Source organism: Enterococcus sp. DIV1090, from assembly GCF_050537975.1.
Lineage (GTDB): Bacteria > Bacillota > Bacilli > Lactobacillales > Enterococcaceae > Enterococcus > Enterococcus faecalis.
In genome coordinates, this window is the sequence record NZ_CP172917.1 from 2,053,836 (window position 1) to 2,076,452 (window position 22,617).

Here is a 22,617-nt window from a genome sequence, read left to right on the forward strand (position 1 = left end):
TGTCAATCGAAAATACAAGAAAAGTGGGACAGCCGTTTTGACGAATGTCCCACTTTTCTGTTTTACTATTAACAGGTTTGTCTCAATGTTTGTGTAAAAATGCTTGGATGGTGTTATAAAAGATTCCTGCGAACATAAAGATTAACCAACTAAACCGCCAATCCCCTAAAACAAAACTAATAAATAGATAGAGTGCAACAACTAAGGGCCAATAAACGGATGCAATAATTGCACCGACAGGATTTCCCACAGGTCCTTCCTCTGTTTTTGTTTGTTGAGGGGCAAAATCAGGATGACCAACATGTTCTGAATAAAAATAAGTTTCATTTAGCAATTTATTAAAACTTCCTTTAATTACTCCACCAAATATAAACAAGAAGACACCCACCGATACTAAAAAGAAGAGCCAACTAATCCCCATCGTTCCATTATAATATTGTCCGCCCATCATTTGATGCATGGAACGGCGCATCATCAGATGAAGGCCACTACTAAAGACAACAACTGGGATTAAACCCAAAATACAAAAAACGACGCCCGCTGCCATACAAAAAATAAATGATCGTTGAAAACTTTGTTCTCTTTGTGCAACTTCTTTTTTTAACTTAATCGGAATCAATCGTTGCCCCAGTTGTTTGTCCATTGCAACAAACCGATTACCAGCAACAATAAATAATGGAACGCCGATTGCCACACCTATGAAAAGACAAACTAAACCAAGACCGTTAGAAAGAACACCACGCATACCAACCAGCAAGCCAACACCCACCATGATTGCAACAACACCAAGGCCAATTTGAATAGCACCTTTACGTTGGACAGCTAAATAGTCAAGTCCTTCCTCCACTGAAATTTCTGGCAAACCGTTCATTGAATCGTTTGTTTCATCCACTTGTTTATTTTCTAAATTCAATTCTTCCATTAATTCATCAATAGTACCAAATTCAGAAATAATTGTACCAATTGCTTCATTTTCCGATTTTCCTTGGCTGAGCAAATCTTCATAACGATCCTCAGCATTTGCTAATAAGTCCGCCTTTAATTGTTTTGTTTCAGATGTTTCAACAACACCTGAAAATAAGCTATCAATAAATTCTTCTATAATTTTCATTTTCCCATCTCCTTTACAAATGCTTCGACGACGTCTTTTGTTACTTCCCATTCTAGTAACTTTTCCTCTAAATAACGCTCTCCTGCATGGGTTATTTGATAATAGGTCCGCTTTTTGCCATGCGTTACTTCTCCTGGAAATGATTCAATGTAGCCATTTTTCTCTAAACGTGTAAAAGCAGAATAAAGTGTCGTTTCTTTAATCGAATATTGTTCTTTAGAAATTTCACGAATGCGTTTAGAAATCGCATAACCATATGAAGCGCCGGATTGTAAGATTGAGAGAATAAAGGTATCGTTGTATCCTCGAATTGCATCACTACCAATCACATAAATTCCTCCCTCAAGTACTTCAACTATCGTACTACGTCTGTCGTTGTAATTATCTTAACACGATTACTACGATAGGTAAAGTAAAAAAAGCACGTAATGCAGAAATCATTTTAATTTCTGCACTACGTGCTGTCTTCTTTTCAGTCTATAGTTGAATCTTAAATGGTATCACCATTAAAAATAGAATTTTTTACAATCACATAATCAACTTTACGAATCGCTTCTAAATCGCGACCTCCCGCGTATGAAATGGAAGATTGTAAATCTTGTTGCATTTCGACTAAAGTATCTGCCAACTTCCCTTTATGGCGTAACCAGATTTTTTTCCCTTCAACGTTTTTCTTTTCGCCTTTTTGGAATTCAGAGGCGCTACCAAAGTATTCTTTGTAAACAACACCATCTTCCACTTTTGTTTCACCTGGTGATTCTTCATGTCCAGCAAATAATGAACCAATCATGACCATAGTTGCCCCAAAACGCACAGATTTTGCAATGTCTCCATGGGTCCGAATCCCACCATCTGCAATAATTGGTTTCCGAGCAGCTTTGGCACACCAACGTAAAGCCGCTAACTGCCAGCCACCTGTCCCAAAGCCAGTCTTAATTTTAGTAATACATACTTTTCCTGGTCCAATCCCCACTTTGGTGGCATCGGCTCCAGCGTTTTCTAATTCGCGAACGGCTTCTGGCGTTCCAACATTGCCCGCAATAACGAACGTTTCTGGTAAAAATTTTTTTAAGTGTTGAATCATATTAATCACCGCATTTGAATGACCATGGGCGATATCAATTGTCACGTAGTCAGGAACTAAACCTTCTCGGGCTAACGTTTCAACAAAAGCGTATTCCCCTTCTTTCACACCCACACTAATTGACGTGATTAAGCCCTTTTGTTGCATTTTTTTAATAAATGGCACTCGCGCCTCTTCATCAAACCGATGCATGATATAAAAATAACCATTTTCAGCAAGGGTTTCCGCAATCGTTTCATCAATAATTGTTTGCATGTTCGCTGGAACGACAGGCATTTTAAACGAATGTTTTCCTAAAGTTACTGTAGTATCACATTCAGAACGACTATTCACGATACATTTATTGGGAATTAATTGGACATCTTCATAATCAAAAACTTTCATACTTACTGCCTCCTAGTTATTTACAAAAATAACGTAAAAACCGAACATCCGGTCATTTAACGTTCGTGTTTACAAACACCATTGTTAATTTACACTATTTACCGCCACTTGTCAAAGGCGTTTTAACGAAAATTAATCTTTTTATCCTTCTTGAACGTTTGGTAAAATGGCCTGCAATAAAATAGCAACAATTGAGGCAGTTGCCACGGGTGAACTAAATAAATATTGTAAAAATTGTGGTAGAGTTTCCAAAAACTCTTTTGGTAACAATGTCAACGCTAACGTCATAATAATCGGAACGGCAATTACATACATCTCTTTTTCATGAATTGTTACATCACTCATGACTTTCATTCCACTTACAGAAATGATGCCGCAAACAACCACAAAAACGCCGCCGATAACTGGTGCCGGAATGGCCGAAATCAAGGTGGAAAGTTTTCCAGATAAGCCAAATAAGACAAACCACGCACCTGCAGCCACAAAAACCTTGCGACTAGCAACTCCAGTGATTGAAATAATCCCAGCATTTGTAGAGTAACTAGTTACTGGCGTGCCGCCAATAAATGAAGAAACTAAGCAACCTAAGCCTTCACCAATTACGCCGCGATTAATTTTTTCTTCGGTCAAAGGTTCAGCGACAACATGACTCACAGCAAACCAAGTGCCTGTTGTTTCCGCCATTAAAACCAGATAAATAACTAACATCGTGGCAATAGCTGACCAATCAAATTGGAAAGAAAAGTTAACTAATGGTAACTGAGGCAAACTAAACCAAGCCGCTTCACTAACGGCTGATAAATCAAGTACCCTTAATAATTGTGCCGCGATGCTCCCAAATAATAATGCCAAAATGACAGAAGAAACGCGGAAAATCCGCCCTTTTTTCAAAGCAGAACCTAAGAGCGCAAAGAAGATCAACGTACCCGCTGCTATAAATGCTAATAAAATATTTTGTCCTAATTCCCCTTTTGCGTGGTAAATATTATCCGATAAAGCGACTGGCATTAACGAAAGCCCCACCACAAAAATAATTGTTCCTCCCACAATTGGTGGAACAAATTTAGTGATTAAACGATTAAAAATACCAGTAAATCCTAATATAATAACAACAATTGCCCCCACTAAACTAGCACCTAAAACTGCGCCCCAGCCATTTCCTTGTTGGTTGTTGGCAAAATAAATTCCTGCAATTGCCCCGATTGGAATAAATGAAGGGCCTTGCGCAACTGGTAATCTCATACAAAAATGAGATTGAATAATCGTGGCAAGTCCTGCTGCTATGAATGTTGCTTGGATTAAAGAAGACGTTTGTGCTGTGCTAATCCCAATAATTGAAGCAATGATCACAGGCACGACGTACACGTCCATTGCTAAGACATGCTGAATCCCTAACATAGTGGCCTGCCCAAAAGATACTGAATCTTCTGGCCCCACTGTTAAATGAAGATTATTTTGTTTCTTTTCACTCATTTTTTATACTCCTTTAGTTGCTGACATTAAATTTTTATCATGTACTTTTTCACCTTGTACCCAGACTTCTCGAATATTTTCTGGTCGTGCTAAATATAAGATTTTTTGGAAAATATCAAGCAATGATTCCCCTGGATTTTTAGGGATTCGTGCTTGTGACAAGCTTGTATTAATAATTTGAACATCCCAAGCATACCCTTTTTCTAATTTTCCAATTGGCAAACTTAGCGCTTGACCACCACCAACAGTAGCTAAATAAAACGCTTCATTTACTGTAATCCGTGCTGTTTTAACACCTCGTACTTCTGGTTTTTTTGTAGCATCGACGCCATCTTCTAACATTCTAGAAGAAATAACCGCTTGCTTTAAATTGTCAAAAAGACTTGGTGAAAAACCACCTGAAAGATCACTACCTAAACCAACTTCTACTTGATGTTGATGTACTAATTTTGCAATCGGTGTTACTGCATTGCCAAAATAAGCATTAGAGATTGGGCAGTGCGCCACAGCCGTCCCTGTTTCATGGAATAAATTCATATCTGCTTCTTCTAAAAAGCCTGCATGTGCCATCACTGCTTTTTCTGTCAATAAACCAAAATCATTCAATGCTTGAGCATCATTTTTTCCAAAACGTTCTTGAACAAATTGATGTTCCCAATCACTCTCACTACAATGACTTTGAACATGGACTTGATATTTCGCTGCTAATTCTCCTAATCCTTTAAGTGCTTCCTCTGTACAACTAGGAATGAAACGCGGAGTTACAACGGGATATACGCCTTGTTTTGTTTGCTGCGCTAATGTTTGAATTTCTTGAATAAACCGTTCCGTTTCTTCTAATGCTTGTTGCGTTGTTTGATCACGATAGTACTCAGGATTCTCATTAAGATCATCCATTACAACTTTACCAATTAAGCCACGCTGCCCTTTTTCCGCACAAATCTCTGCCAAACGACGGCTAGCTTCATAATGAATGGTTGCAAAATAAAGGGCTGTTGTTGTCCCATTAGCTAACAATTGGGTTACCAATTCATCATAGACTTGTTGGGCAAATGTTAAATCTGCAAATTTGGACTCCAAAGGAAACGTGTACGTATTCAGCCATTCATACAATGGAATATCCAAGGCGGTCCCAGATTGTGCCCACTGAGGTGCATGGACATGTAAATCAACAAAGCCGGGTAAAAGATAAGAATCTTGGGGCAATTCTTGAAAACGTTGTGCCTCTTTTTGTTCTGCTAGCACAGTTTCATACGCTTCAGCATCTGGTTCAATTATTTCCTGAATTACTCCGGCCTCATCTATACAAAAAAGTGTCTCTTCATAAACTTTAATCTCTTGCAAATTTTTACTAGAAAAACCTGTTCCTTTTATTACAAAATGAAACATTTAATACTCCTCCTTACTATCACATGAAGATTATACATAAACTTTCGCTTAATAACTATAAAAATGTGATTTTTTTTAAAAAAATCCATGTTCAAACAAGCAAAAACCGAACATTATAAGAATGATTTATTTTTTCTTTGGATAAACAAGAAAACTTTCTATTCTTAAGATTCTTCGGTATACTTGAAGAGAATCGTTAGAACTTTAGGAGGTCCTGAGATGATACAGATCGAACAAATTAGAACAGGTGTTATTCAAGAAAACTGTTATCTTGTTTATAATGAAGAAGCATTATTAATTATTGATCCAGGTGCAGAAGGAGCAAAACTAATTCAAGAAATTACCCGTTTAGGGAAGAAACCAGCCGCTATTTTATTAACACATACTCACTATGATCATATTGGTGCGGTAGAAGAATTGCGCCATCATTATCAAATCCCTGTTTATGTTAGTCCATTAGAACAAGCGTGGCTTTCCAATCCTATTTTGAATCTTTCAGGATTAGGCAGACATGATGATATAGCAAATATTATTGTTCAACCCGCCGAACATGAATTTAAACTAACCGATTATGAAATTGGCGGCATGAAATTTTCCGTAGTCCCAACACCTGGTCATTCAATTGGTAGCGTCAGCTTTGTCTTTGATGATTTTGTTGTTGTTGGGGATGCATTGTTTAAAGGTAGTATTGGTCGTACTGATTTACACACTGGTGATATGCAACAATTATTACACAGTATTACGACCTATCTATTCACTTTACCAGAAGAATTTCCTGTTTATCCAGGCCATGGTGATGCCACAACCATTCAACATGAAAAAGCCACAAACCCATTTTTTAATTAGAGATTTATTCACTATTTAAAGAAACTTAGGAGGAGTAGCAATGACTGAAGCAACGACACTTTATATTATTCGTCACGGAAAAACGATGTTTAATACGATTGGCCGAACCCAAGGCTGGTCAGATACCCCCTTAACCAAACAAGGAGAAGAAGGCATTTATCATTTAGGCTTAGGCCTTAGAGACATAGACTTTAAGGAAGCTTATAGTAGTGATAGTGGTCGTGCCATGCAAACCGCTCAGATTATTTTACAAGAACATCAAAACCACCAAAAGATTCCTTACCTAACCGATAAACGGATTCGTGAGTGGTGTTTTGGTTCTTTAGATGGTGGCTATGATGGTGAACTTTGGGGTGTGGTGCCACGCATTTTAGCTTTTAAAAGTTATGAGGACATGATGACCACGAAAATTACCTATCGTGAGCTAGCAAATGCTATTATTGAAGCCGATACGGCTGACTGGGCGGAGCCTTATGAAGTTATTCGTGATCGTGTTTGGTCTGGTTTCGAAGATATCGCTCATCATCGAGAAAAAAATGGTGGCGGCAAAGTCATGGTGGTTTCCCATGGACTAACAATTTCCTTTTTACTTTCCTTAATTGATGCAAGTTTGCCTATGCAGATGGCGCTGGAGAATGGTAGCGTGACGACCTTAACTTACGAAAAAGGAACATTTACCATTCAAGGAATTAATGATATTTCTTATATTGAAAAGGGAAAAAAGATCGCTGAAAAGCGCCGTTTGTTGTAAAAAAAGAGAAGGTTATCTGTCAAAATGACAGATAACCTTCTCTTTTTATTTATTCTTTTAAACGTTCTACATTTTTTCTTGAGATTTGAATTTTTTCTAAGGTTTCCTTATAGTTTTTTGCTGCATAAGCAAAAAATAAAACATCGACTACATACAATTGTGCCACCAAGGAAACAGTAGCCGCACTTCTCAATGGCACGTCTTCCCCACTAGAGGTTTGAAGGACGATATCACTTTTTTCACCAATCACTGATTTTTCATCTTGTGTGATACTAATAATAGGAATCCCTTGCTGCTTCGCTAAATCAGCTAAAGTACTTGCTTCTTTATTCGTTCCAGAATTAGAAATAACAATAAAAACACTAGGCTTTTCTGTAGAGCCTAACATAGAAGCAAATAAATGATGATCCAATGTTGTAAATACCGTTCGGCCTAGTCGCGTAAATTTTTGATAAATATCTTGAGCAACCAACGAAGAGGCACCCAACCCATAGACAAAAATTACTTCTGTTTTTTCCAACAAATCAACGGCTTCATTAACTGCGACATCCTCTAATGTCTGACCGCTTCGCTCAACCACATGAACAAAGCGCGCCTGTAACTTTTGTTTAATGTCAGCTGTTGATTCCCCTTTAGTAACTTCAGTATACATTTGCTGCTTCATTTGGCCAAGATTTGCAGATAATAAAAGTTTCAACTCTGTGAAGCCATTCACATCCATAGAATGACAAAAGCGAATAATTGCCGCTGGGCTTGATCCTGCTTGTTTCGCTAGCTCTTGCGCATTCATTGAAATAACTGTTTCTGTATTTTTTAAAATATATTCTGCGATTTTCCGTTCTGATTTTGGTAATTGTTGTAGACGATCTTGGATAGATAAGACAATATTTTGTTGCATAAACACCCCTCCTGATACACCATTTCCTACGCAATTAAATTTTAACAAAGAAAAAGGGAGAAGCCAAGTTCTCCTTTTTTCTATTTATTATTTAGTTGTTTGCATATCTTTAGGAATCCCAAAGAATAACGTTGCTACAAAACCACCTGCGTAAGCAGCCAATAAACCTAATACATATGCAAGCCATTGGTTGTTGGCAATTAATGGAATTAAAGCCACCCCACTTGGTCCAATAGCAATCGCACCAACATTACCGAAGGCACCAATTACTGCACCACCAATACCACCGCCGATACAAGCAGTAATGAATGGACGTCCTAATGGTAAAGTAACTCCGTAGATTAATGGTTCACCAATACCTAAAATCCCAACTGGCAAGGCACCTTTAATCATTTCAACTAATTTTTTATCTGATTTACAACGAATCCATAATGCTAAAGCTGCACCGACTTGTCCCGCACCAGCCATGGCCAGAATTGGTAATAACAAAGTCATCCCTGTTTGATTAATCATTTCAATGTGGATTGGCGTCAAAATTTGATGTAAACCAAACATTACCATTGGCAAGAAGGTTAAACCAAGAGTAAAGCCAGCAACCATGCCACCTTTTTCTAAGACAACATTGATAATACCAACTAAGCCATTAGAAATAGCTCCGGCTACAGGCATGATTAAGAAAATAGTTGCTAAGCCAATCACTAAAAGTGAAATGGTTGGCGTTACGATAATATCAATTGATTCTGGGACAATTTTATGCAATTGTTTTTCTAACAATGATAATAACCATACGGCAAAAATAACACCGATAATTCCGCCTTGTCCTGCAGATAATGTTCCCCCAGTGAAAATATTACTGATTGGTGCATCTGGATTCATTCCTGTCAACATTGTTACTGCCCCAATAACACCACCCAACGCTGGCGTTGCACCAAAAACGCTGGCACTGTTAATCCCAGTGTAAAGAGCTAAATAAGCAAAAATCCCATTTTTAATAATATTTAAGACATCAATATATTGTTGCCATGAAGCTGAAATATCACCAGCAACAACTAAGTTAGACATAACAGCTGCAATCCCGCCAATAATACCAGCCCCAACAAAGGCAGGAATCATCGGAACAAAGATACTAGAAATGGCTTTTAACACTTTTTTAAATGGTGAAGTGTTATTTTGTTTCGCTTTTTGTTGTGCTTTCATTTGAGCGGCTTTTTCTTCTACTAAATCTTTTCCAGATTTGCCTACTGAAGCATCAGTTGCGGTGTCATGATTAAATGGTTCTCCCAATTTGACACCTGCTTGATCTACCATTTCTTGTGCAACCTTGTTAACAGTACCTGGACCAACAACTACTTGTAACGTATCATCTTCTACGACGCCCATAACGCCATCAATTTTTTTCAATCCTTCAATATCCACTTTGTCATAATCGCGGATATCCATACGAACACGAGTCATACAATGAATGACTTTGTCCACGTTTTCTTGACCACCAACTTCTTTATAAATCCCATCAGCAATGCGTTTAATTCTTTCTTCTGCCATGTTAAAACACCCTCCTAATTCCTTAATTTAATGTATTCTTGATAAATTGATTCCCGTCAATTAATTTTTGTGTTGCTTCTTCTTTAGTACTATCAGTTAAAATCATTACAATTGCTAACTTCACATTTTCTTCTGCTTCTACAAATTTTAGTTCGGAAATTTCATAACTACAACCCGTTGCTTCCATAATAATCCGTTTGGAACGCTCCACTAATTTTTCATTGGTTGGTTTTACATCAACCATTAAGTTATTGTAGACTTTCCCAATACCAATCATGGAAATAGTTGATAACATATTTAAAATTAATTTTTGAGCTGTCCCAGATTTCAAGCGAGTCGAACCTGTTAAAAATTCAGGTCCTGCATCTACTTCAATAGGCATTTGTGCATACTTACTAATTTCAGCATCTTTATTACATGCCACAGTTGCGGTAGCTGCTCCCACCGTTGTAGCATATTCTAAACCGCCAATTACATAAGGCGTCCGACCACTGGCTGCAATCCCAACAACAATGTCATTTGCTGATAATTTTAGATCAACTAAATCTTGACGACCTAGTTCTTTTGAATCTTCAGCACCTTCTACTGCGACAGTCATTGCTTTTTGACCACCAGCGATGAGGCCTTGAACCATCTCTGGCTCGACGCCAAAAGTTGGTACGCATTCGGCTGCATCTAAGACACCTAACCGACCACTCGTACCAGCGCCCATGTAGATCAAGCGGCCGCCTTGATTGAAGCTTTTGATGATGGCTTCTACCACTGGTTCAATGGCTGCTAATTCTTGACCCACTGCCATTGCAACTTTTTGGTCTTCTTGATTCATTTTTTGTAAAGCTTCTTTGACACTCATCTCATCTAAGCCCATTGTATTTTCATTTCTACGTTCAGTTGTTAAGTTTTCTAAATTCATTCTCTATCGTTCCTTCCGTGACTAGCGTAAATTGATTGCCTGCCTTGATTAACGGCAATATCGTTTGATCTTTTTCAATAATTCGTGTAATCGTATTGACTTTTTCATCTTTCGGCAAGTCCACAAGTGTGACTTGAATTTCTCCCATATAGCGACCATATTTTTCATTATCAATCGTTACGGTTCCCACTGGACGGGCTTCAGTCTGCTCTGACTCAATCGTTGCAATTTCATCTTTTCTGAACATTTCACTCGTTCTTGATAATTCACTTCGCAAAACATCTCTTGCAGCATCTAAACGATTGGTATGAGTCCCAAGTATTCGCTTCAAATAGAGGCTCTTGCTAGGTGCTACTTCTAACAGAAATTGATTGGTTTGGTGATAATAACCAAATTGAGCCATGGTTCGCTCACTAATTGTGGGGTCACCAATATAAACAGCATCGACATAAGGATCAGCCATCAAACCAACGGCAGCGGCGAAAGGATTTTGCCCCCGATGTTTTTCTAATGTTGGTAAACCAGCAAAAATTGGGCCTCTTGTTTGTCCATCTCCTGGCACAAAAGTAAAAACTTGTAAGCCTAATTCTTTAAGCCAGCGGTTCTTTTCATTAAAAAATGTTGTTCCAATGCCTGTTTCAGGTCTTGGATAATAATTATGCCAAGCTTCTAAGCGAGAAAAGTCCGCTTGGTGAGCCTTTAACTCAGCCACTTCTTCCAGTGTAATGGTACTAGCATTCAATCCTATATCAATCTTATGTGAAGCATGAGCCATTTGTTCTATCGTAATGCCGTAGTCCATCCGGAGGCCAGTTACGCCCAACTCGATTAAAGGCTCTAATTCATCGAAAGAAAAACCCGCTCTTTTTAACGCTTCACCTGAAATATCTACCATAATTTTCATTTTTTCTGCCTTAGCAATTGCCCCTAAATCAGTCAAGCGTTGGCGGTAAAGGGAAGTATCATCTTCTGGAATGTGTAAAGAAGTGAAAATACCATCAAATCCAAGCGCTTTCATCTTTTTGATATAAATAATTGTATCGTTTGTAATCTCTTCACCAAGAAAAACTGAAATACCATACATCTTTTTAGCTCCTCTCTAATACGCTTTCATTATAACTTGTTTGAAATAAAATTTCAACTATTTTTCTAAATATTTTTTAATTCCAAAATAAAATTTTATTTATGTTCAAAAAAAACAGATATTCCTTTATAGAAATATCTGTCTAATTCATTAATTGGCTGTGGCAGAGCCAACTGGTGTACCAGCTGTAACCACGCCAGTTTTCTCTAACGAAAATTGTGCTACTTTATCCATGTTGGTAATAATGACAACCATTTCAGTTCCTTTACCAGCTGCTTTAATTGCTTCTAAATCAGCAATTGCGACCACCGTATCTGCAGTCACTTGGTCGCCTTCTTTCACTTTAATAGTGAACGGTGCCCCGTTTAACTCTACCGTATCGATACCCATGTGTAATAAAATTTCAAGACCGTTTGTCATTTTTAAACCAATGGCATGTTTTGTTTGGAAAACGCTTAAAACTTCTCCTTCAATAGGTGCATAAATTTCACCATTTTCTGGAACTACTGCATAGCCATCTCCCATCATTTTTTGTGAAAAAACAGGATCATTCACTTCACTAATTGGGATAACGGTTCCATTGGCAACGGCATACATTGTATTATTTTCGACAACTTCATTCTTTTTCTTCAAAAATCCAAACATTTCTCTTCCCCCATTTTTTAAAGTATCACTAGTATAGAAAAAAGTTTCATGAATTACAAGTGGCACCTTTGTATAATTCTAAAATTTATTTTAAAATAAGAATTTGCATTGGCATTTACTTTGTCAGCGGGTATACTTATACTTGATGTATTTTGCATTTATTTCAGAAAGGAATGGTGACATGCTTTTTGCTAACCTATGGAAAGCAATTATTCTTGGTATTATCGAAGGAATTACCGAGTGGCTTCCAATTAGTAGTACCGGACATTTAATTTTAGTGGATGAGTTTATTAAACTCGATCTAAGTAAAGATTTTATGGAAATGTTCAACGTCGTTATCCAATTGGGAGCGATTATGGCGGTTGTTATTTTATACTTCCACAAATTGAATCCTTTCTCACCAAAGAAAAATGGCGAAGAGAAAAAAGATACTTGGATTCTTTGGTCTAAAGTCTTAGTCGCTTGTTTACCAGCGGCAGTTATTGGTCTAAAATTTGATGATTATTTAGATGCACATTTTTATAACTTTTTAACAGTATCGATTATGTTAATTGTTTATGGGATTGCTTTTATTATCATTGAAAAACGAAATAAAAATGTTGCACCGAAGTGTACTAATCTAAAAGACTTCACTTATAAAGCCGCTTTAATCGTTGGTGCTTTCCAAGTACTGGCATTAATTCCAGGAACTTCACGTTCAGGAGCGACCATTTTAGGGGCAATCTTAATTGGGGCCTCACGTTTCGTTGCAACAGAGTTTTCATTTTTCTTAGGAATTCCAGTAATGTTTGGAGCAAGTTTTTTAAAAATCTTTAAATTCTTGGCCAAAGGAAATACGTTTGGATCAGAAGAAATCATTATTTTATTAACTGGCTCTATTGTTGCCTTCGTTGTTTCCATCATTGCGATTAAATTCTTATTGAATTACTTGAAGAAAAACGATTTTACAGTTTTCGGTTGGTATCGTGTAATTTTAGGTGCGATTTTAATTGGCTACTGGTTATTCTCATAAAAATAAAACCGTTGCTTTCACTGTTGAAAGCAACGGTTTTATTTTTTTAAATCGCCAAACGTTATTCGCTCAATCCCCTGTTCTTCAAACCACTGACGAACACGAGGATCACAAATTGTTGCTAATTCTTTGCAGCGTAAAGTGGTATATGAAGAATTATCTAACACAAATTGATCCAAATACCCAACATCAAAATGCATCTCAGCAATTGCCGATTCCGGCATCCATAATAAACCAAAGTCATCTTCTAAAAAATTCTCCACTGATACGCCTTCGTGAATATAAGATAACGCGCCAGACTCTAACAAATGTGTTACCTGGAAATAACCTTGTTGCGGTGGATATTCTTTTTCCCCACTATATTTCAGGGTTGTATGAAGTCCGTACTCTTCTGCTAATTCTAAAAATACTTGATCAACCACTTCATCCCCAATCGAGTGGCAATCAAAATGTTCAGGATAATGTCCAGTTAGTTCCTTAAAGCGCGTCAATTGCGCAATCGTTTCAAGTCGTACTTCTTCATATACGAAGGTTACTTGCTTTTGTTGACGATAATAAGAAGAGCGATGAAAATTGCCTTGTTCATCTACCAGTGAAGGAATCATACATGGGTCCGCACAAGGTTTCCCTAATAAAAAATTCGTATGCTGACCTACAAATAAGCCTGGATAATTTTTTGCTAACGCAACGGCGTGTTCTGCTGTTGGTAAATTGGGCATCAAAAGTGTCGACGTTGTTAAACCATCGACATAACTTTTGATAATGCCATGATTAATCGCTTCTGACATCCCAAAATCATCAGCATCAACAATTACTTTAACCAACAGCTCCCCCTCTTTTCTTTACGTATTTTTGATGACAATTCCGACAATAATATTAACAGCTGATTCACAATCATTAATCGTGCGCTCAAGCTGATCATAAACATCTTTCCACTTGATAACTTTTAATAAATCTTTTTCGTTAGTCATCAAATCTTTCATGGCGCTACTGTATAATTTATCGCCTTGAGATTCAATCGTATTCACTTCATCAATCAATGAAACTAACGTTTTGGAATTCTTAAATTTTGCAAATTCCTTCGTTGCTGATTTAACGCCTTCTGTCGCTTTAACAATATAAGCAGTTAATTCTAGCGCGGGCGCAATCATTTCTTCGACAACTAAATGATCAAGTAAATAAGACAAACTATTAATGCTATCGATAATGTTATCTAAGTGATCCGTAATATCGACAATATCTTCTCGATCAATCGGCGTAATAAAGGAAATATAGAGTTCATTTAAAATTTTGCGAACAATTTCATCATTCTCTTTTTCCAATTGATGAATCGCTTCTGATTTTTTTACTAAGTTTTCTAATGAATAATTGTCTACAATTTCTTGCAAAACCTTTGCCGCTTCATAAGCATTTGTTGCTAACTGGTTTAATTCTCCAAAATAATCAAATTGTTTTTTACGTGCCATGTTTTTCTCTCCTTAAAAAATTGCAATAAATAATTTTGACATCACATAAGCGATCAGCCCACATCCTGGGAAAGTTAAAATCCATGCTATCAGCATTTCTTTCACGATACGCCAGTCAACACTTGAGATTCGCTTAGAAGCACCTACTCCCATAATCGCTGTCGTTTTTGTATGAGTAGTTGAAACTGGAATCCCAAAAGCCGATGCTAAAAATAAACAAATAGCCGTGCTTAAATCTGCAGTGAAGCCTTGATAGCGTTCGAGTTTTACCATATCCATCCCGACTGATTTAATGATTCTCATGCCGCCCACAGAAGTTCCAATGCCCATTGTAATGGAACACAGAACCATAACCCATAACGGAATCACAAAACCGCCACCTGTTTTTTCGACTAAATTATTATAAAAAAGCACTAACATGAACACGCCCATAAATTTTTGCCCATCTTGCGCACCATGTAAAAAAGCATTAGCTCCTGCACCAAAGGCTTGTCCAACTGTAAAAAATTTGTTGGCTTTTCTTCTAGGCACAGCCGAGAAAGCTTTCACAACAAGTTTGGCAATCAAATATCCGCCGCCAAAGCCCATTACGGTAGAAACAACTAGACCAACAAGCACTTTGATCCATTCCGAGCCATTGACTGCACCCAAACCACCTAATGCCATTGCCGAACCAGTCAAGCCGGCAATTAACGCATGGCTTTCACTTGTGGGAATACCAAAATACCACGCAGCAACTGCCCAAACCACAATTGAAAAAAGCGAAGCAGCCAAAGCCACCTGTGAAGCGTTTCCATTTGCGTCAAAACTAACAATGTTGCTAATCGTTTCAGCTACTTGGGCATTAAAAAAGGTCATGACTAATGCACCTAAAAAGTTCATCACAACAGCCATCCAAATTGCGACATTCGGTTTTAACACCCGAGTCGAGACAGCGGTTGCAATTGCGTTCGGCGCATCCGTCCAACCGTTAACAAAAATTACACCCATTACCAAAGTAATCGTTACCAATAATGCAATACTCACAAAGACACCACCATTTTTCATTTATCTATTTTATCATAGCATGTTTTAAAAAAAATGTATGCTTTTTTCTTAAGGCTCTGGCAAATTTTCTTATTTTTTTCTTGAAATTGTCTGTTAAGGAAAAAAACTTGTCGTCTTTTATTGCAATGGAACAATGGATTAGGTATAATGATTACTGTTGAATTACATTGGCTGACCAGTGTAAAACCTAAATCATCGGAGGTGAAACAAATGCCAAATATCGAATCTGCAATCAAACGCGTACGTACAAGTGCTAACGCGAATGCGAAAAATTCATCTCAAACAAACGCAATGCGTACAGCAATCAAGAAATTTGAAGAAGCTGTAGCTGCTGGAGCTGATAACGTCGATGCTTTATACAACGAAGCTGTTAAAGCTGTTGATATGGCTGCAACTAAAGGTTTAATCCATAAAAACAAAGCTAACCGCGATAAAATTCGTTTAAGCAAATTAGCTAAATAATGTGAGATAGAAGTTAGCATTCATGTTAGCTTCTTTTTTCATCAAAAAATGTCCAAGTCTGTTTTCACAAAGACTCGGACATTTTTTTATAAAGGTGAATCAATCCACGGTAAATCTGTTGTGAGATGTTGACTAAATAATTTAGTCTCTTCTCGCAAAGCTAAACGTTGTTGTCGTCTCGTTTCATAATTGGAACAAATCAACTTTTCTTCTGCAGTTTCTGGGACGACTGCCGCTAATTGGAAGTCACTTTCAGGATTCATATGAGACGGAATGGCTACAAAAGTTGTAAAACAAGTCGCCGCTAAATAACGCTCTCCAGTTGTTAAATCTTCTCCTACAACTTTAACAAATACTTCCATCGATTTATGATGCACGCCAGAAACAAACGTTTCAACACACACTGAGTGATTTTCTTTTAAAGGTTTTAAAAAATTCAAGTTATCTAAAGATGCTGTAACTGCCCCTCTCCGACAATGTCGTGAAACGGAAATGGATGCGGCGTCATCAATTAAAGACATTAATTTCCCACCAAATAGTGCACCAAAGGGATTTAAATCAAAGGGAAATACACGATGTGTTTGAATCACTCGTGATTCTCGACAAAATTTTTCTTTCGTCATTAACGATTCCTCTACTTTCATTTATAAACTTTTCCACGCTTTACTTTAGCTTACTTTACCATTTGATGCAATCCTTACTTTTTAGGAAACATTTAAAAAATAACAAATTTGCAAGTCCCATTTATTCATTTTTAGGAAAGTTGCTGTATAATAATAACGGTTAAAGAACTTTTAAGGAGATGGATACACATGAAAATTGCAATTGCTGGTGCCGGCGCTATGGGCAGCCGTTTAGGAATTATGTTGCATCAAGGCGGAAATGATGTAACTTTAATCGATCAATGGCCCGCGCACATTGAAGCCATTCGTAAAAATGGTTTAATCGCTGATTTTAACGGAGAAGAAGTTGTCGCGAACTTACCAATCTTCTCACCAGAAGAAATTGACCATCAAAATGAACAAGTAGATTTAATTATCGCTTTAACTAAAGCACAACAATTAGATGCAATGTTTAAAGCGATTCAACCAATGATTACTGAAAAAACGTATGTACTATGTTTATTAAATGGCTTAGGTCATGAAGATGTACTAGAAAAATATGTACCAAAAGAAAACATCTTGGTTGGCATTACCATGTGGACAGCTGGTTTAGAAGGACCGGGACGTGTTAAACTTTTAGGTGATGGCGAAATTGAATTAGAAAATATTGATCCTTCTGGTAAAGAATTTGCTTTAGAAGTCGTTGATGTCTTCCAACAAGCTGGTTTAAATCCAAGCTATAGTAGCAATGTTCGCTACTCTATTTGGCGGAAAGCCTGTGTCAATGGCACGCTAAACGGTTTGTGTACAATCCTTGATTGTAATATTGCCGAATTTGGCGCACTATCTGTTAGTGAATCCCTTGTTAAAACATTAATCAGTGAATTTGCAGCAGTCGCAGAAAAAGAAGCCATTCATTTAGATCAAGCAGAAGTCTATACACATATTGCTCAAACTTATGATCCAAACGGTATTGGCTTGCACTATCCGTCTATGTATCAAGATTTAATTAAAAATCATCGTCTCACAGAAATTGATTACATTAATGGTGCTGTTTGGCGCAAAGGACAAAAATACAACGTAGCAACACCTTTCTGTGCCATGTTGACACAGCTTGTTCACGGAAAAGAAGAACTATTAGGAGCTAAATAATAAGAAAGTGCCAGAGACAATCGTTGAATGACGATTGTCTCTGGCACTTTCTTATTTTGCTTGCGCAGTCAATTTTAAAATAAATAATTGGAATAGTAATTCTTTATCCATTTGGCCCGTTTTCATGCGGTAATCATTTTCAACTAATTCATCATAAAGTCTTTCTAATCGAGACAATTCAAATCGTCGGACTTGTTGTAACGCTAACTTGACTCGATAAGGATGAACCTTTAATGTATCAGCAATATTCGCTTGTTGATAGCCCATCTTAGCCAAAATTTTTGTTTGTAGAAAAAGGCGAATCTGATTCAATAAGATTGCATTTAACTTAATGGTTTCTTCTCCTTGTAAAAGTAAATCTTCATACAATTGAACAGCTTTTTCACTGTTTCCAGAAAGTACTTCGTTGGTTAAATCAAAAACATTATGTTCCAAAGACTTAGGGACTAATTCTTGAACCGCACCTCGTGTAATTGTCTTCGTCTCAAGGGCATATAAATACAGCTTCTGTAATTCTCCCATAATTTTTGATAAGTTCAAGTCTGTCAATTGAAGTAATAAATCAAAAGCATCGGAGCGAATAGTGTACCCTTCGCTCTCAATCGTTTGAGAAATGTACTGACGAATAGCCTTTTCATCCATTGGATTGACATCAACTACTGTGGCATTTTTTTTCAATGCTTTGGTAATTTTTTTTCGTTCATCTAATTTTTCATAAGAGGCCATAAAAACAAGAACAGTTGTTGGTGATGGACTTTCCAAATAATTCAATAAAAGATTGACATCATGTTCCACACCGTTTGTTTTTCTTTCGGCAGTTAAAAAGTAAGGATTTTCCACAAAGACAAGGCGATAATCACCAAAAAACGGAATTGTTTCCGCTTCAGCAATCGCTGCACTTAAAGGTGTTTCCTCCATATCAAATGAGAAAAAGTTAAATTGATCATCCTCTTCCGTCAACAATTCTTTCATCAATGTTGTTTTAAATAATTCAGTTAAATAAAGTTCTGTTCCTATTAATAAATACACTGGAGCGATTTTTTGCTCTCGCACTTCTTTCAAAGCTTTTTGTAACTCCATTGGCTCGCTCCTTTTCTCGTTTCTCTTGTTTATCCTATCATGTTACTTCTGGAAATACTAGTCTTGTTCTTTAACAAATTTGGCTTTAGAAAGCCCTTGCCAAGGTAACCATTGATAATAAATCATTCCTTGAAGATCGGTCCGATAATAATTTATTTTTTGCTCCTCCAGCGTCGCTAATGTCTCCTGATGAGGATGTTTAAAACGATTATTCAGTCCAGCTGAAATCAATGCTTCTCGCGGATTAAGCTGTTTGATAAATCTTTTAGTAGACGACGTTTTACTACCATGATGACTGACTTTCAAGATGTCGATTTTCAACTGGGGATAGCGAGCCAACACTTGTTCTTCTCCTTCGGCTTCCAAGTCACCAGTAAATAAAAAATGCCGTCCGCCTAATTGTGTGGAAAACACTATCGAGTCATTATTGCCCCCAATACTGCTCTTATTTGGTGATAAAATTTGAAAAGAAACGGGCCCATTAATTCGCTTGGGCGCTAAAATTGGCCGACAGTCTGTCCCGCTTTTTTGGAGTTGTTTCAAGACTTGGCGAAACGAAAAATTGGCTTCAGCTGCTCCTTTAGGAAAATACAGAACAGAAATTGGAACCTTCTGCGCAATGGCTAATAAATCGCCAAAATGGTCTTCATGTGCGTGTGTGATGATCACTTCATCTAAACGTTTGACTCCTTGACTTTTGAGAAAAGGAATCACTGAATATTCCGCTCCTGATCGACTATTTTTCCGTTGCCGCCAAGCTTCTTTGTCAAAAGACAACCGACCACCTGTATCGATCAATGTATTTTTTCTGTGAAAAGGCGCTTGGATAAACAAACTATCCCCTTGGCCTACATCGATCATTGCAACAATGCCAATTGGCGAAAGGTATTTACTATTTATCAAAACAATTAGTAGTCCGATTGAGAAAAAAATTTTTTTAGACTTGTCTGCTAAATAAATCATTGAAAGTCCGATTAGTAATAACAAACTAATTTGTATCCAAGAATTTAAATAGCCGATGGTCAGCTTCGGATTTAAGTGAACTAGCACCCACTCAAATAAGCCATTCATTGTTAAAAATAGTGGTTCGAGCAAGACTGCTAAATAGCGTGCTGGCATAATAATCACTAGAAAAAAGCTCAACGTCAAAAGCGGTAACAAGAACCGTTCAAAAATTGGTAACAAGAAAAATGTTAAGAAACTTCCTAACAAGGGCCATTCATAAAATGATTGGACTAAAATAGGTAAGGAAGCCACAGCCAATAGGAAAGAGCCTAAACAATTTTTAATGAAAGGCGAAGAATAACCAACCAATGTTTGCTCTAAAAACAGCAGAACAAAAGAAAGTAAGTAACTAAATTGACCGCCGACTGAAAAAAAGAGGGTTGGCTGAACAATCAAGTGCACTAAGAGAGTTAAACTCCAACAATCGAGGGCCGGAACCTGCCAATTAAACCGTCGATTGAACGTATTGAGGTTTGTTTGTAAAAGCGCCCGCATGACACTAACTGAGAATCCTGTTAAACCAGCATATATCAGTGAAAAACCGCATTGCCACAAAAAATAACTTTCTTGCGTTCGGCGAGCAATTCTTAGCATTAGTAAGCGAAATAAACGAAGGAAAAAAGAAACATGCATCCCTGACAAACTAAAAAGATGCAAAATGCCTAATGCTGAAAATTTATCGCTTATTTCAGCAAATTCTTCATTACGAAAACCTAAGAGCAACGCATTCATATACATTGCACTAGTCTCAGCAAAATTTTTCTGAATATGTACCATCGCCCATTTCCGCCAGCCGCTAATGATTTCTTTAAACCGCCAAGAAAAAAAAGGACGCGGTTGTCCTATCTCCTCAATGAATAAAATAGCTTCGATTCCTTGATTCTTTAAAAATAGTTGATAATTGAAGCCATTTTTGTTGGTTTGACCTTGGGGCGAGTCTAAAATACCTACAGCGGTTGCCTGAATGGTTGTGGTTAGTTGTTGCCATTGCTGTTTTTCTTTCACACTTTTTAATTGATAAAATGCCATCACTTTCTGCCTTTTGCCTTTTACGATCCAATTGGCAGGAAATTTTACTTGATCACCATCTACTTGTATTTCATCTGGTAATATCGTTAGCTGTCCTGACAAGCGGACTTCTTTAGGCAACAAAGAGACTGGCTTTAACCACTGGAAAATCAATATGCCCCCTACTATTAAAAAACTGCACAAAAAACCTCCCAATATAACAGGAAAACTTTTTGTACAGACAATACGGATAACAGTGATAGAAAAAAGAAGAGCTCCTAATAGACTAGGTGCGAAAAAACACCACAGCCCACAACTAGTCAGCAGAGCTATGAAGAACCAATTATTCCTCAGCTGAGGAAGGATTGTCCTCAAGTGTGGCAAATTCTTCTCCCCATTGTAATTCGGCAAAATATTTTGGTACTAAAGTCACTTTTTCAACCGTGGCTCCTACTTGTTCAATTAAATTTAGGGCGTACGCATCATTACGGTAATCCTTTAAATAATAAATCTTTTTAATCCCTGCTTGTAAAATCATCTTTGTACATTGCAGGCAAGGGAAATGTGTCACATAAATTTCTGCCCCTTCTGTAGGGACGCCAAACTTCGCACATTGTAAAATTGCATTCATTTCTGCGTGGATTGTTCGAACGCAATGATTATCAACAACATAGCATCCTTCATCAATACAATGCGTTCCGCCACTGACTGAACCATTGTAACCTCCTGCAATAATTCGTTTGTCGCGAACAATGGTTGCTCCGACAGTTAACCGTGTGCAAGTACTTCTTAATGATAATAAGACGCTTTGTCCCATAAAATATTGGTCCCATGGAATTCGTTCCATAATAAACCTCCTTTATTTTTAATGACTCCTGTGTTCGATTTGCCAAATCATTTAATCTTATTACAAATAGTATGTTATCCGCATCCCATAGTCAAGAATTCTCAGGAATTTTCTGTTAAAAGTTAGCCAGTCACTGTCAACATGTCTTTTAAACGTTCTACTGTTTTCTCTCCAATACCTGGAACATTTTTCAGTTCCTCGACGGTTTTAAACGGTCCTTGTTCGTCACGAAAGCGAATAATCTCTTGTGCTTTTTTCGCACCGATTCCTGAAATCGTTTGTAGCTCTGCTTCTGTTGCCCTATTAAGGTTGATTTTTTCCTCCTGATTTTGCTGAGCAGGTGCTGATTCCTGCAGCGTTTCTAATGACTGTGGCACTGGTTCTCCTTTTTTGGGCACGTAAATAATCATTTGATCTTTTACTTTTTGAGCGTAATTGACCTGGGTAGTATCAGCTTCCTCGCTCACGCCTCCAGCTAAAGCTAAAGCATCCCAAATCCGCTGCTGATTTTTTAGTTGATAGATTCCTGGTACTTTCACTGCGCCTTTAATATCAACATAGATCATTGTTTCTGCCCTTTCTTTTGTGGCATCTGTGGCGAACTCTGCCATAGTGGTCAGACTTGTCTCCTCCCACATTGTGGTGTCTACACGTGGCTCCTTATTAACCATCAAATAAATGCCCACTAATAGAGTTATCAAAATAACTATAGACGCGCCACTACCTAGCAATAGCCACTTTTTAGGTAACTGTTTCAACCAATCCATCGTTTGTCCTCCCTTCAAAATATAATTACGCATTTTTTAACAAAAAAAT

At 37.4% G+C, this 22,617-nt stretch carries 23 protein-coding genes; 5 read left to right on the forward strand and 18 right to left on the reverse strand.

The genetic code is table 11. The features are described from left to right. Window positions 1-82: 82 nt before the first annotated feature. The 5 genes from IGL48_RS09910 to guaD form a co-directional block, all read right to left on the reverse strand. Window positions 83-1,111, reverse strand: a complete 1,029-nt coding sequence (locus tag IGL48_RS09910) for a permease prefix domain 1-containing protein (RefSeq protein WP_002356724.1) — start codon at window positions 1,109-1,111, stop codon at window positions 83-85. Then, window positions 1,108-1,440 (reverse strand): PadR family transcriptional regulator, encoded by a 333-nt coding sequence (locus IGL48_RS09915; protein WP_002356722.1) that lies wholly within the window; start codon window positions 1,438-1,440, stop codon window positions 1,108-1,110. The genes IGL48_RS09910 and IGL48_RS09915 overlap by 4 nt, the downstream gene beginning before the upstream one ends. Window positions 1,441-1,601: 161 nt before the next feature. Further along, window positions 1,602-2,579: a GMP reductase gene (gene guaC / locus IGL48_RS09920; protein WP_002362677.1), complete on the reverse strand. Its 978-nt coding sequence runs from the start codon at window positions 2,577-2,579 to the stop codon at window positions 1,602-1,604. A 141-nt stretch (window positions 2,580-2,720) separates the two neighbouring features. After that, entirely contained in the window at window positions 2,721-4,052 is a 1,332-nt protein-coding gene (locus tag IGL48_RS09925; protein ID WP_002384223.1) for a nucleobase:cation symporter-2 family protein, read from the reverse strand. A 3-nt stretch (window positions 4,053-4,055) separates the two neighbouring features. Next, a complete protein-coding gene (guaD, locus tag IGL48_RS09930) occupies window positions 4,056-5,441 on the reverse strand; it encodes a guanine deaminase (RefSeq protein WP_002378547.1) in 1,386 nt (461 codons plus the stop codon). A gap of 219 nt (window positions 5,442-5,660) precedes the next feature. Here guaD and IGL48_RS09935 point away from each other — a divergent pair, with 219 nt between their 5' ends. Further along, entirely contained in the window at window positions 5,661-6,287 is a 627-nt protein-coding gene (locus IGL48_RS09935) for an MBL fold metallo-hydrolase (protein WP_002356716.1), read from the forward strand. 40 nt (window positions 6,288-6,327) lie between these two features. After that, window positions 6,328-7,038 (forward strand): histidine phosphatase family protein, encoded by a 711-nt coding sequence (locus tag IGL48_RS09940; RefSeq protein WP_002359733.1) that lies wholly within the window; start codon window positions 6,328-6,330, stop codon window positions 7,036-7,038. A 49-nt stretch (window positions 7,039-7,087) separates the two neighbouring features. Here the strand turns inward: IGL48_RS09940 and IGL48_RS09945 are convergent, their stop codons facing one another. The 5 genes from IGL48_RS09945 to IGL48_RS09965 form a co-directional block, all read right to left on the reverse strand. Beyond that, a complete protein-coding gene (locus IGL48_RS09945) occupies window positions 7,088-7,936 on the reverse strand; it encodes a MurR/RpiR family transcriptional regulator (protein WP_002382748.1) in 849 nt (282 codons plus the stop codon). 87 nt (window positions 7,937-8,023) lie between these two features. Further along, window positions 8,024-9,478: a PTS transporter subunit EIIC gene (locus IGL48_RS09950; protein ID WP_002384222.1), complete on the reverse strand. Its 1,455-nt coding sequence runs from the start codon at window positions 9,476-9,478 to the stop codon at window positions 8,024-8,026. 22 nt (window positions 9,479-9,500) lie between these two features. Then, the gene (gene murQ / locus IGL48_RS09955; protein WP_002384221.1) at window positions 9,501-10,391 is read right to left on the reverse strand and encodes an N-acetylmuramic acid 6-phosphate etherase; all 891 of its coding nucleotides are present in this window, start codon (window positions 10,389-10,391) and stop codon (window positions 9,501-9,503) included. After that, on the reverse strand, window positions 10,366-11,475 hold the full coding sequence (locus IGL48_RS09960; protein WP_002384220.1) for a DUF871 domain-containing protein: 1,110 nt from the start codon (window positions 11,473-11,475) through the stop codon (window positions 10,366-10,368). Before IGL48_RS09960 ends, murQ begins: the two co-directional genes overlap by 26 nt. 150 nt (window positions 11,476-11,625) lie before the next feature. Further along, the gene (locus tag IGL48_RS09965; protein WP_002380597.1) at window positions 11,626-12,186 is read right to left on the reverse strand and encodes a PTS sugar transporter subunit IIA; all 561 of its coding nucleotides are present in this window, start codon (window positions 12,184-12,186) and stop codon (window positions 11,626-11,628) included. Window positions 12,187-12,301: 115 nt separating this feature from the next. On the opposite strand from IGL48_RS09965, the gene IGL48_RS09970 reads away from it, so the two are divergent. Next, window positions 12,302-13,132, forward strand: coding sequence for an undecaprenyl-diphosphate phosphatase (locus tag IGL48_RS09970; RefSeq protein WP_002356708.1), 831 nt, complete (start codon window positions 12,302-12,304; stop codon window positions 13,130-13,132). Window positions 13,133-13,170: 38 nt separating this feature from the next. Here IGL48_RS09970 and IGL48_RS09975 read toward each other — a convergent pair whose 3' ends face one another. Genes IGL48_RS09975 through IGL48_RS09985 form a run of 3 tightly spaced genes read right to left on the reverse strand, consistent with a single transcriptional unit; the run spans window position 13,171 to window position 15,645 of the window. Continuing rightward, a complete protein-coding gene (locus tag IGL48_RS09975) occupies window positions 13,171-13,956 on the reverse strand; it encodes a ChbG/HpnK family deacetylase (protein ID WP_002362199.1) in 786 nt (261 codons plus the stop codon). An 18-nt stretch (window positions 13,957-13,974) separates the two neighbouring features. Next, window positions 13,975-14,598, reverse strand: a complete 624-nt coding sequence (locus IGL48_RS09980; protein ID WP_002356705.1) for a DUF47 domain-containing protein — start codon at window positions 14,596-14,598, stop codon at window positions 13,975-13,977. A gap of 12 nt (window positions 14,599-14,610) precedes the next feature. Next, on the reverse strand, window positions 14,611-15,645 hold the full coding sequence (locus tag IGL48_RS09985; RefSeq protein WP_002356704.1) for an inorganic phosphate transporter: 1,035 nt from the start codon (window positions 15,643-15,645) through the stop codon (window positions 14,611-14,613). 210 nt (window positions 15,646-15,855) lie between these two features. Between IGL48_RS09985 and rpsT the strand changes: the two genes are divergently transcribed. Continuing rightward, complete coding sequence (gene rpsT / locus IGL48_RS09990; protein WP_002356703.1) at window positions 15,856-16,107, forward strand: 30S ribosomal protein S20; 252 nt, start codon at window positions 15,856-15,858, stop codon at window positions 16,105-16,107. Between the two features lie 86 nt (window positions 16,108-16,193). Here the strand turns inward: rpsT and IGL48_RS09995 are convergent, their stop codons facing one another. After that, on the reverse strand, window positions 16,194-16,751 hold the full coding sequence (locus IGL48_RS09995; RefSeq protein WP_002382741.1) for an acyl-CoA thioesterase: 558 nt from the start codon (window positions 16,749-16,751) through the stop codon (window positions 16,194-16,196). 168 nt (window positions 16,752-16,919) lie between these two features. Here IGL48_RS09995 and IGL48_RS10000 point away from each other — a divergent pair, with 168 nt between their 5' ends. Further along, entirely contained in the window at window positions 16,920-17,861 is a 942-nt protein-coding gene (locus IGL48_RS10000) for a 2-dehydropantoate 2-reductase (protein WP_002384217.1), read from the forward strand. Window positions 17,862-17,912: 51 nt separating this feature from the next. On the opposite strand, the gene holA is transcribed toward IGL48_RS10000, so the two are convergent. The 4 genes from holA to IGL48_RS10020 form a co-directional block, all read right to left on the reverse strand. Next, the gene (holA, locus tag IGL48_RS10005; RefSeq protein ID WP_002362655.1) at window positions 17,913-18,941 is read right to left on the reverse strand and encodes a DNA polymerase III subunit delta; all 1,029 of its coding nucleotides are present in this window, start codon (window positions 18,939-18,941) and stop codon (window positions 17,913-17,915) included. 57 nt (window positions 18,942-18,998) lie between these two features. Then, complete coding sequence (locus IGL48_RS10010; protein WP_202518471.1) at window positions 18,999-21,263, reverse strand: DNA internalization-related competence protein ComEC/Rec2; 2,265 nt, start codon at window positions 21,261-21,263, stop codon at window positions 18,999-19,001. Between the two features lie 34 nt (window positions 21,264-21,297). Next, the gene (locus IGL48_RS10015; protein WP_002356697.1) at window positions 21,298-21,801 is read right to left on the reverse strand and encodes a ComE operon protein 2; all 504 of its coding nucleotides are present in this window, start codon (window positions 21,799-21,801) and stop codon (window positions 21,298-21,300) included. Between the two features lie 122 nt (window positions 21,802-21,923). Beyond that, on the reverse strand, window positions 21,924-22,601 hold the full coding sequence (locus IGL48_RS10020) for a helix-hairpin-helix domain-containing protein (protein ID WP_002384213.1): 678 nt from the start codon (window positions 22,599-22,601) through the stop codon (window positions 21,924-21,926). Window positions 22,602-22,617 lie beyond the last annotated feature (16 nt).

Excerpts from the sequence above, each read along its gene's own strand:
- rpsT (WP_002356703.1), top strand. The coding sequence starts at position 15,856 with ATGCCAAATATCGAATCTGCAATCAAACGCGTACGTACAAGTGCTAAC.
- IGL48_RS10015 (WP_002356697.1), bottom strand. The coding sequence starts at position 21,801 with ATGGAACGAATTCCATGGGACCAATATTTTATGGGACAAAGCGTCTTA.
- IGL48_RS09970 (WP_002356708.1), top strand. The coding sequence starts at position 12,302 with ATGCTTTTTGCTAACCTATGGAAAGCAATTATTCTTGGTATTATCGAA.
- guaD (WP_002378547.1), bottom strand. The coding sequence starts at position 5,441 with ATGTTTCATTTTGTAATAAAAGGAACAGGTTTTTCTAGTAAAAATTTG.
- IGL48_RS09950 (WP_002384222.1), bottom strand. The coding sequence starts at position 9,478 with ATGGCAGAAGAAAGAATTAAACGCATTGCTGATGGGATTTATAAAGAA.
- IGL48_RS09935 (WP_002356716.1), top strand. The coding sequence starts at position 5,661 with ATGATACAGATCGAACAAATTAGAACAGGTGTTATTCAAGAAAACTGT.
- IGL48_RS10020 (WP_002384213.1), bottom strand. The coding sequence starts at position 22,601 with ATGCGTAATTATATTTTGAAGGGAGGACAAACGATGGATTGGTTGAAA.
- murQ (WP_002384221.1), bottom strand. The coding sequence starts at position 10,391 with ATGAATTTAGAAAACTTAACAACTGAACGTAGAAATGAAAATACAATG.
- IGL48_RS09995 (WP_002382741.1), bottom strand. The coding sequence starts at position 16,751 with ATGAAAGTAGAGGAATCGTTAATGACGAAAGAAAAATTTTGTCGAGAA.
- IGL48_RS09940 (WP_002359733.1), top strand. The coding sequence starts at position 6,328 with ATGACTGAAGCAACGACACTTTATATTATTCGTCACGGAAAAACGATG.
- guaC (WP_002362677.1), bottom strand. The coding sequence starts at position 2,579 with ATGAAAGTTTTTGATTATGAAGATGTCCAATTAATTCCCAATAAATGT.
- IGL48_RS09925 (WP_002384223.1), bottom strand. The coding sequence starts at position 4,052 with ATGAGTGAAAAGAAACAAAATAATCTTCATTTAACAGTGGGGCCAGAA.
- IGL48_RS10000 (WP_002384217.1), top strand. The coding sequence starts at position 16,920 with ATGAAAATTGCAATTGCTGGTGCCGGCGCTATGGGCAGCCGTTTAGGA.
- IGL48_RS09910 (WP_002356724.1), bottom strand. The coding sequence starts at position 1,111 with ATGAAAATTATAGAAGAATTTATTGATAGCTTATTTTCAGGTGTTGTT.
- IGL48_RS09980 (WP_002356705.1), bottom strand. The coding sequence starts at position 14,598 with ATGGCACGTAAAAAACAATTTGATTATTTTGGAGAATTAAACCAGTTA.
- IGL48_RS09985 (WP_002356704.1), bottom strand. The coding sequence starts at position 15,645 with ATGAAAAATGGTGGTGTCTTTGTGAGTATTGCATTATTGGTAACGATT.
- IGL48_RS09945 (WP_002382748.1), bottom strand. The coding sequence starts at position 7,936 with ATGCAACAAAATATTGTCTTATCTATCCAAGATCGTCTACAACAATTA.
- IGL48_RS09960 (WP_002384220.1), bottom strand. The coding sequence starts at position 11,475 with ATGTATGGTATTTCAGTTTTTCTTGGTGAAGAGATTACAAACGATACA.
- holA (WP_002362655.1), bottom strand. The coding sequence starts at position 18,941 with ATGGAGTTACAAAAAGCTTTGAAAGAAGTGCGAGAGCAAAAAATCGCT.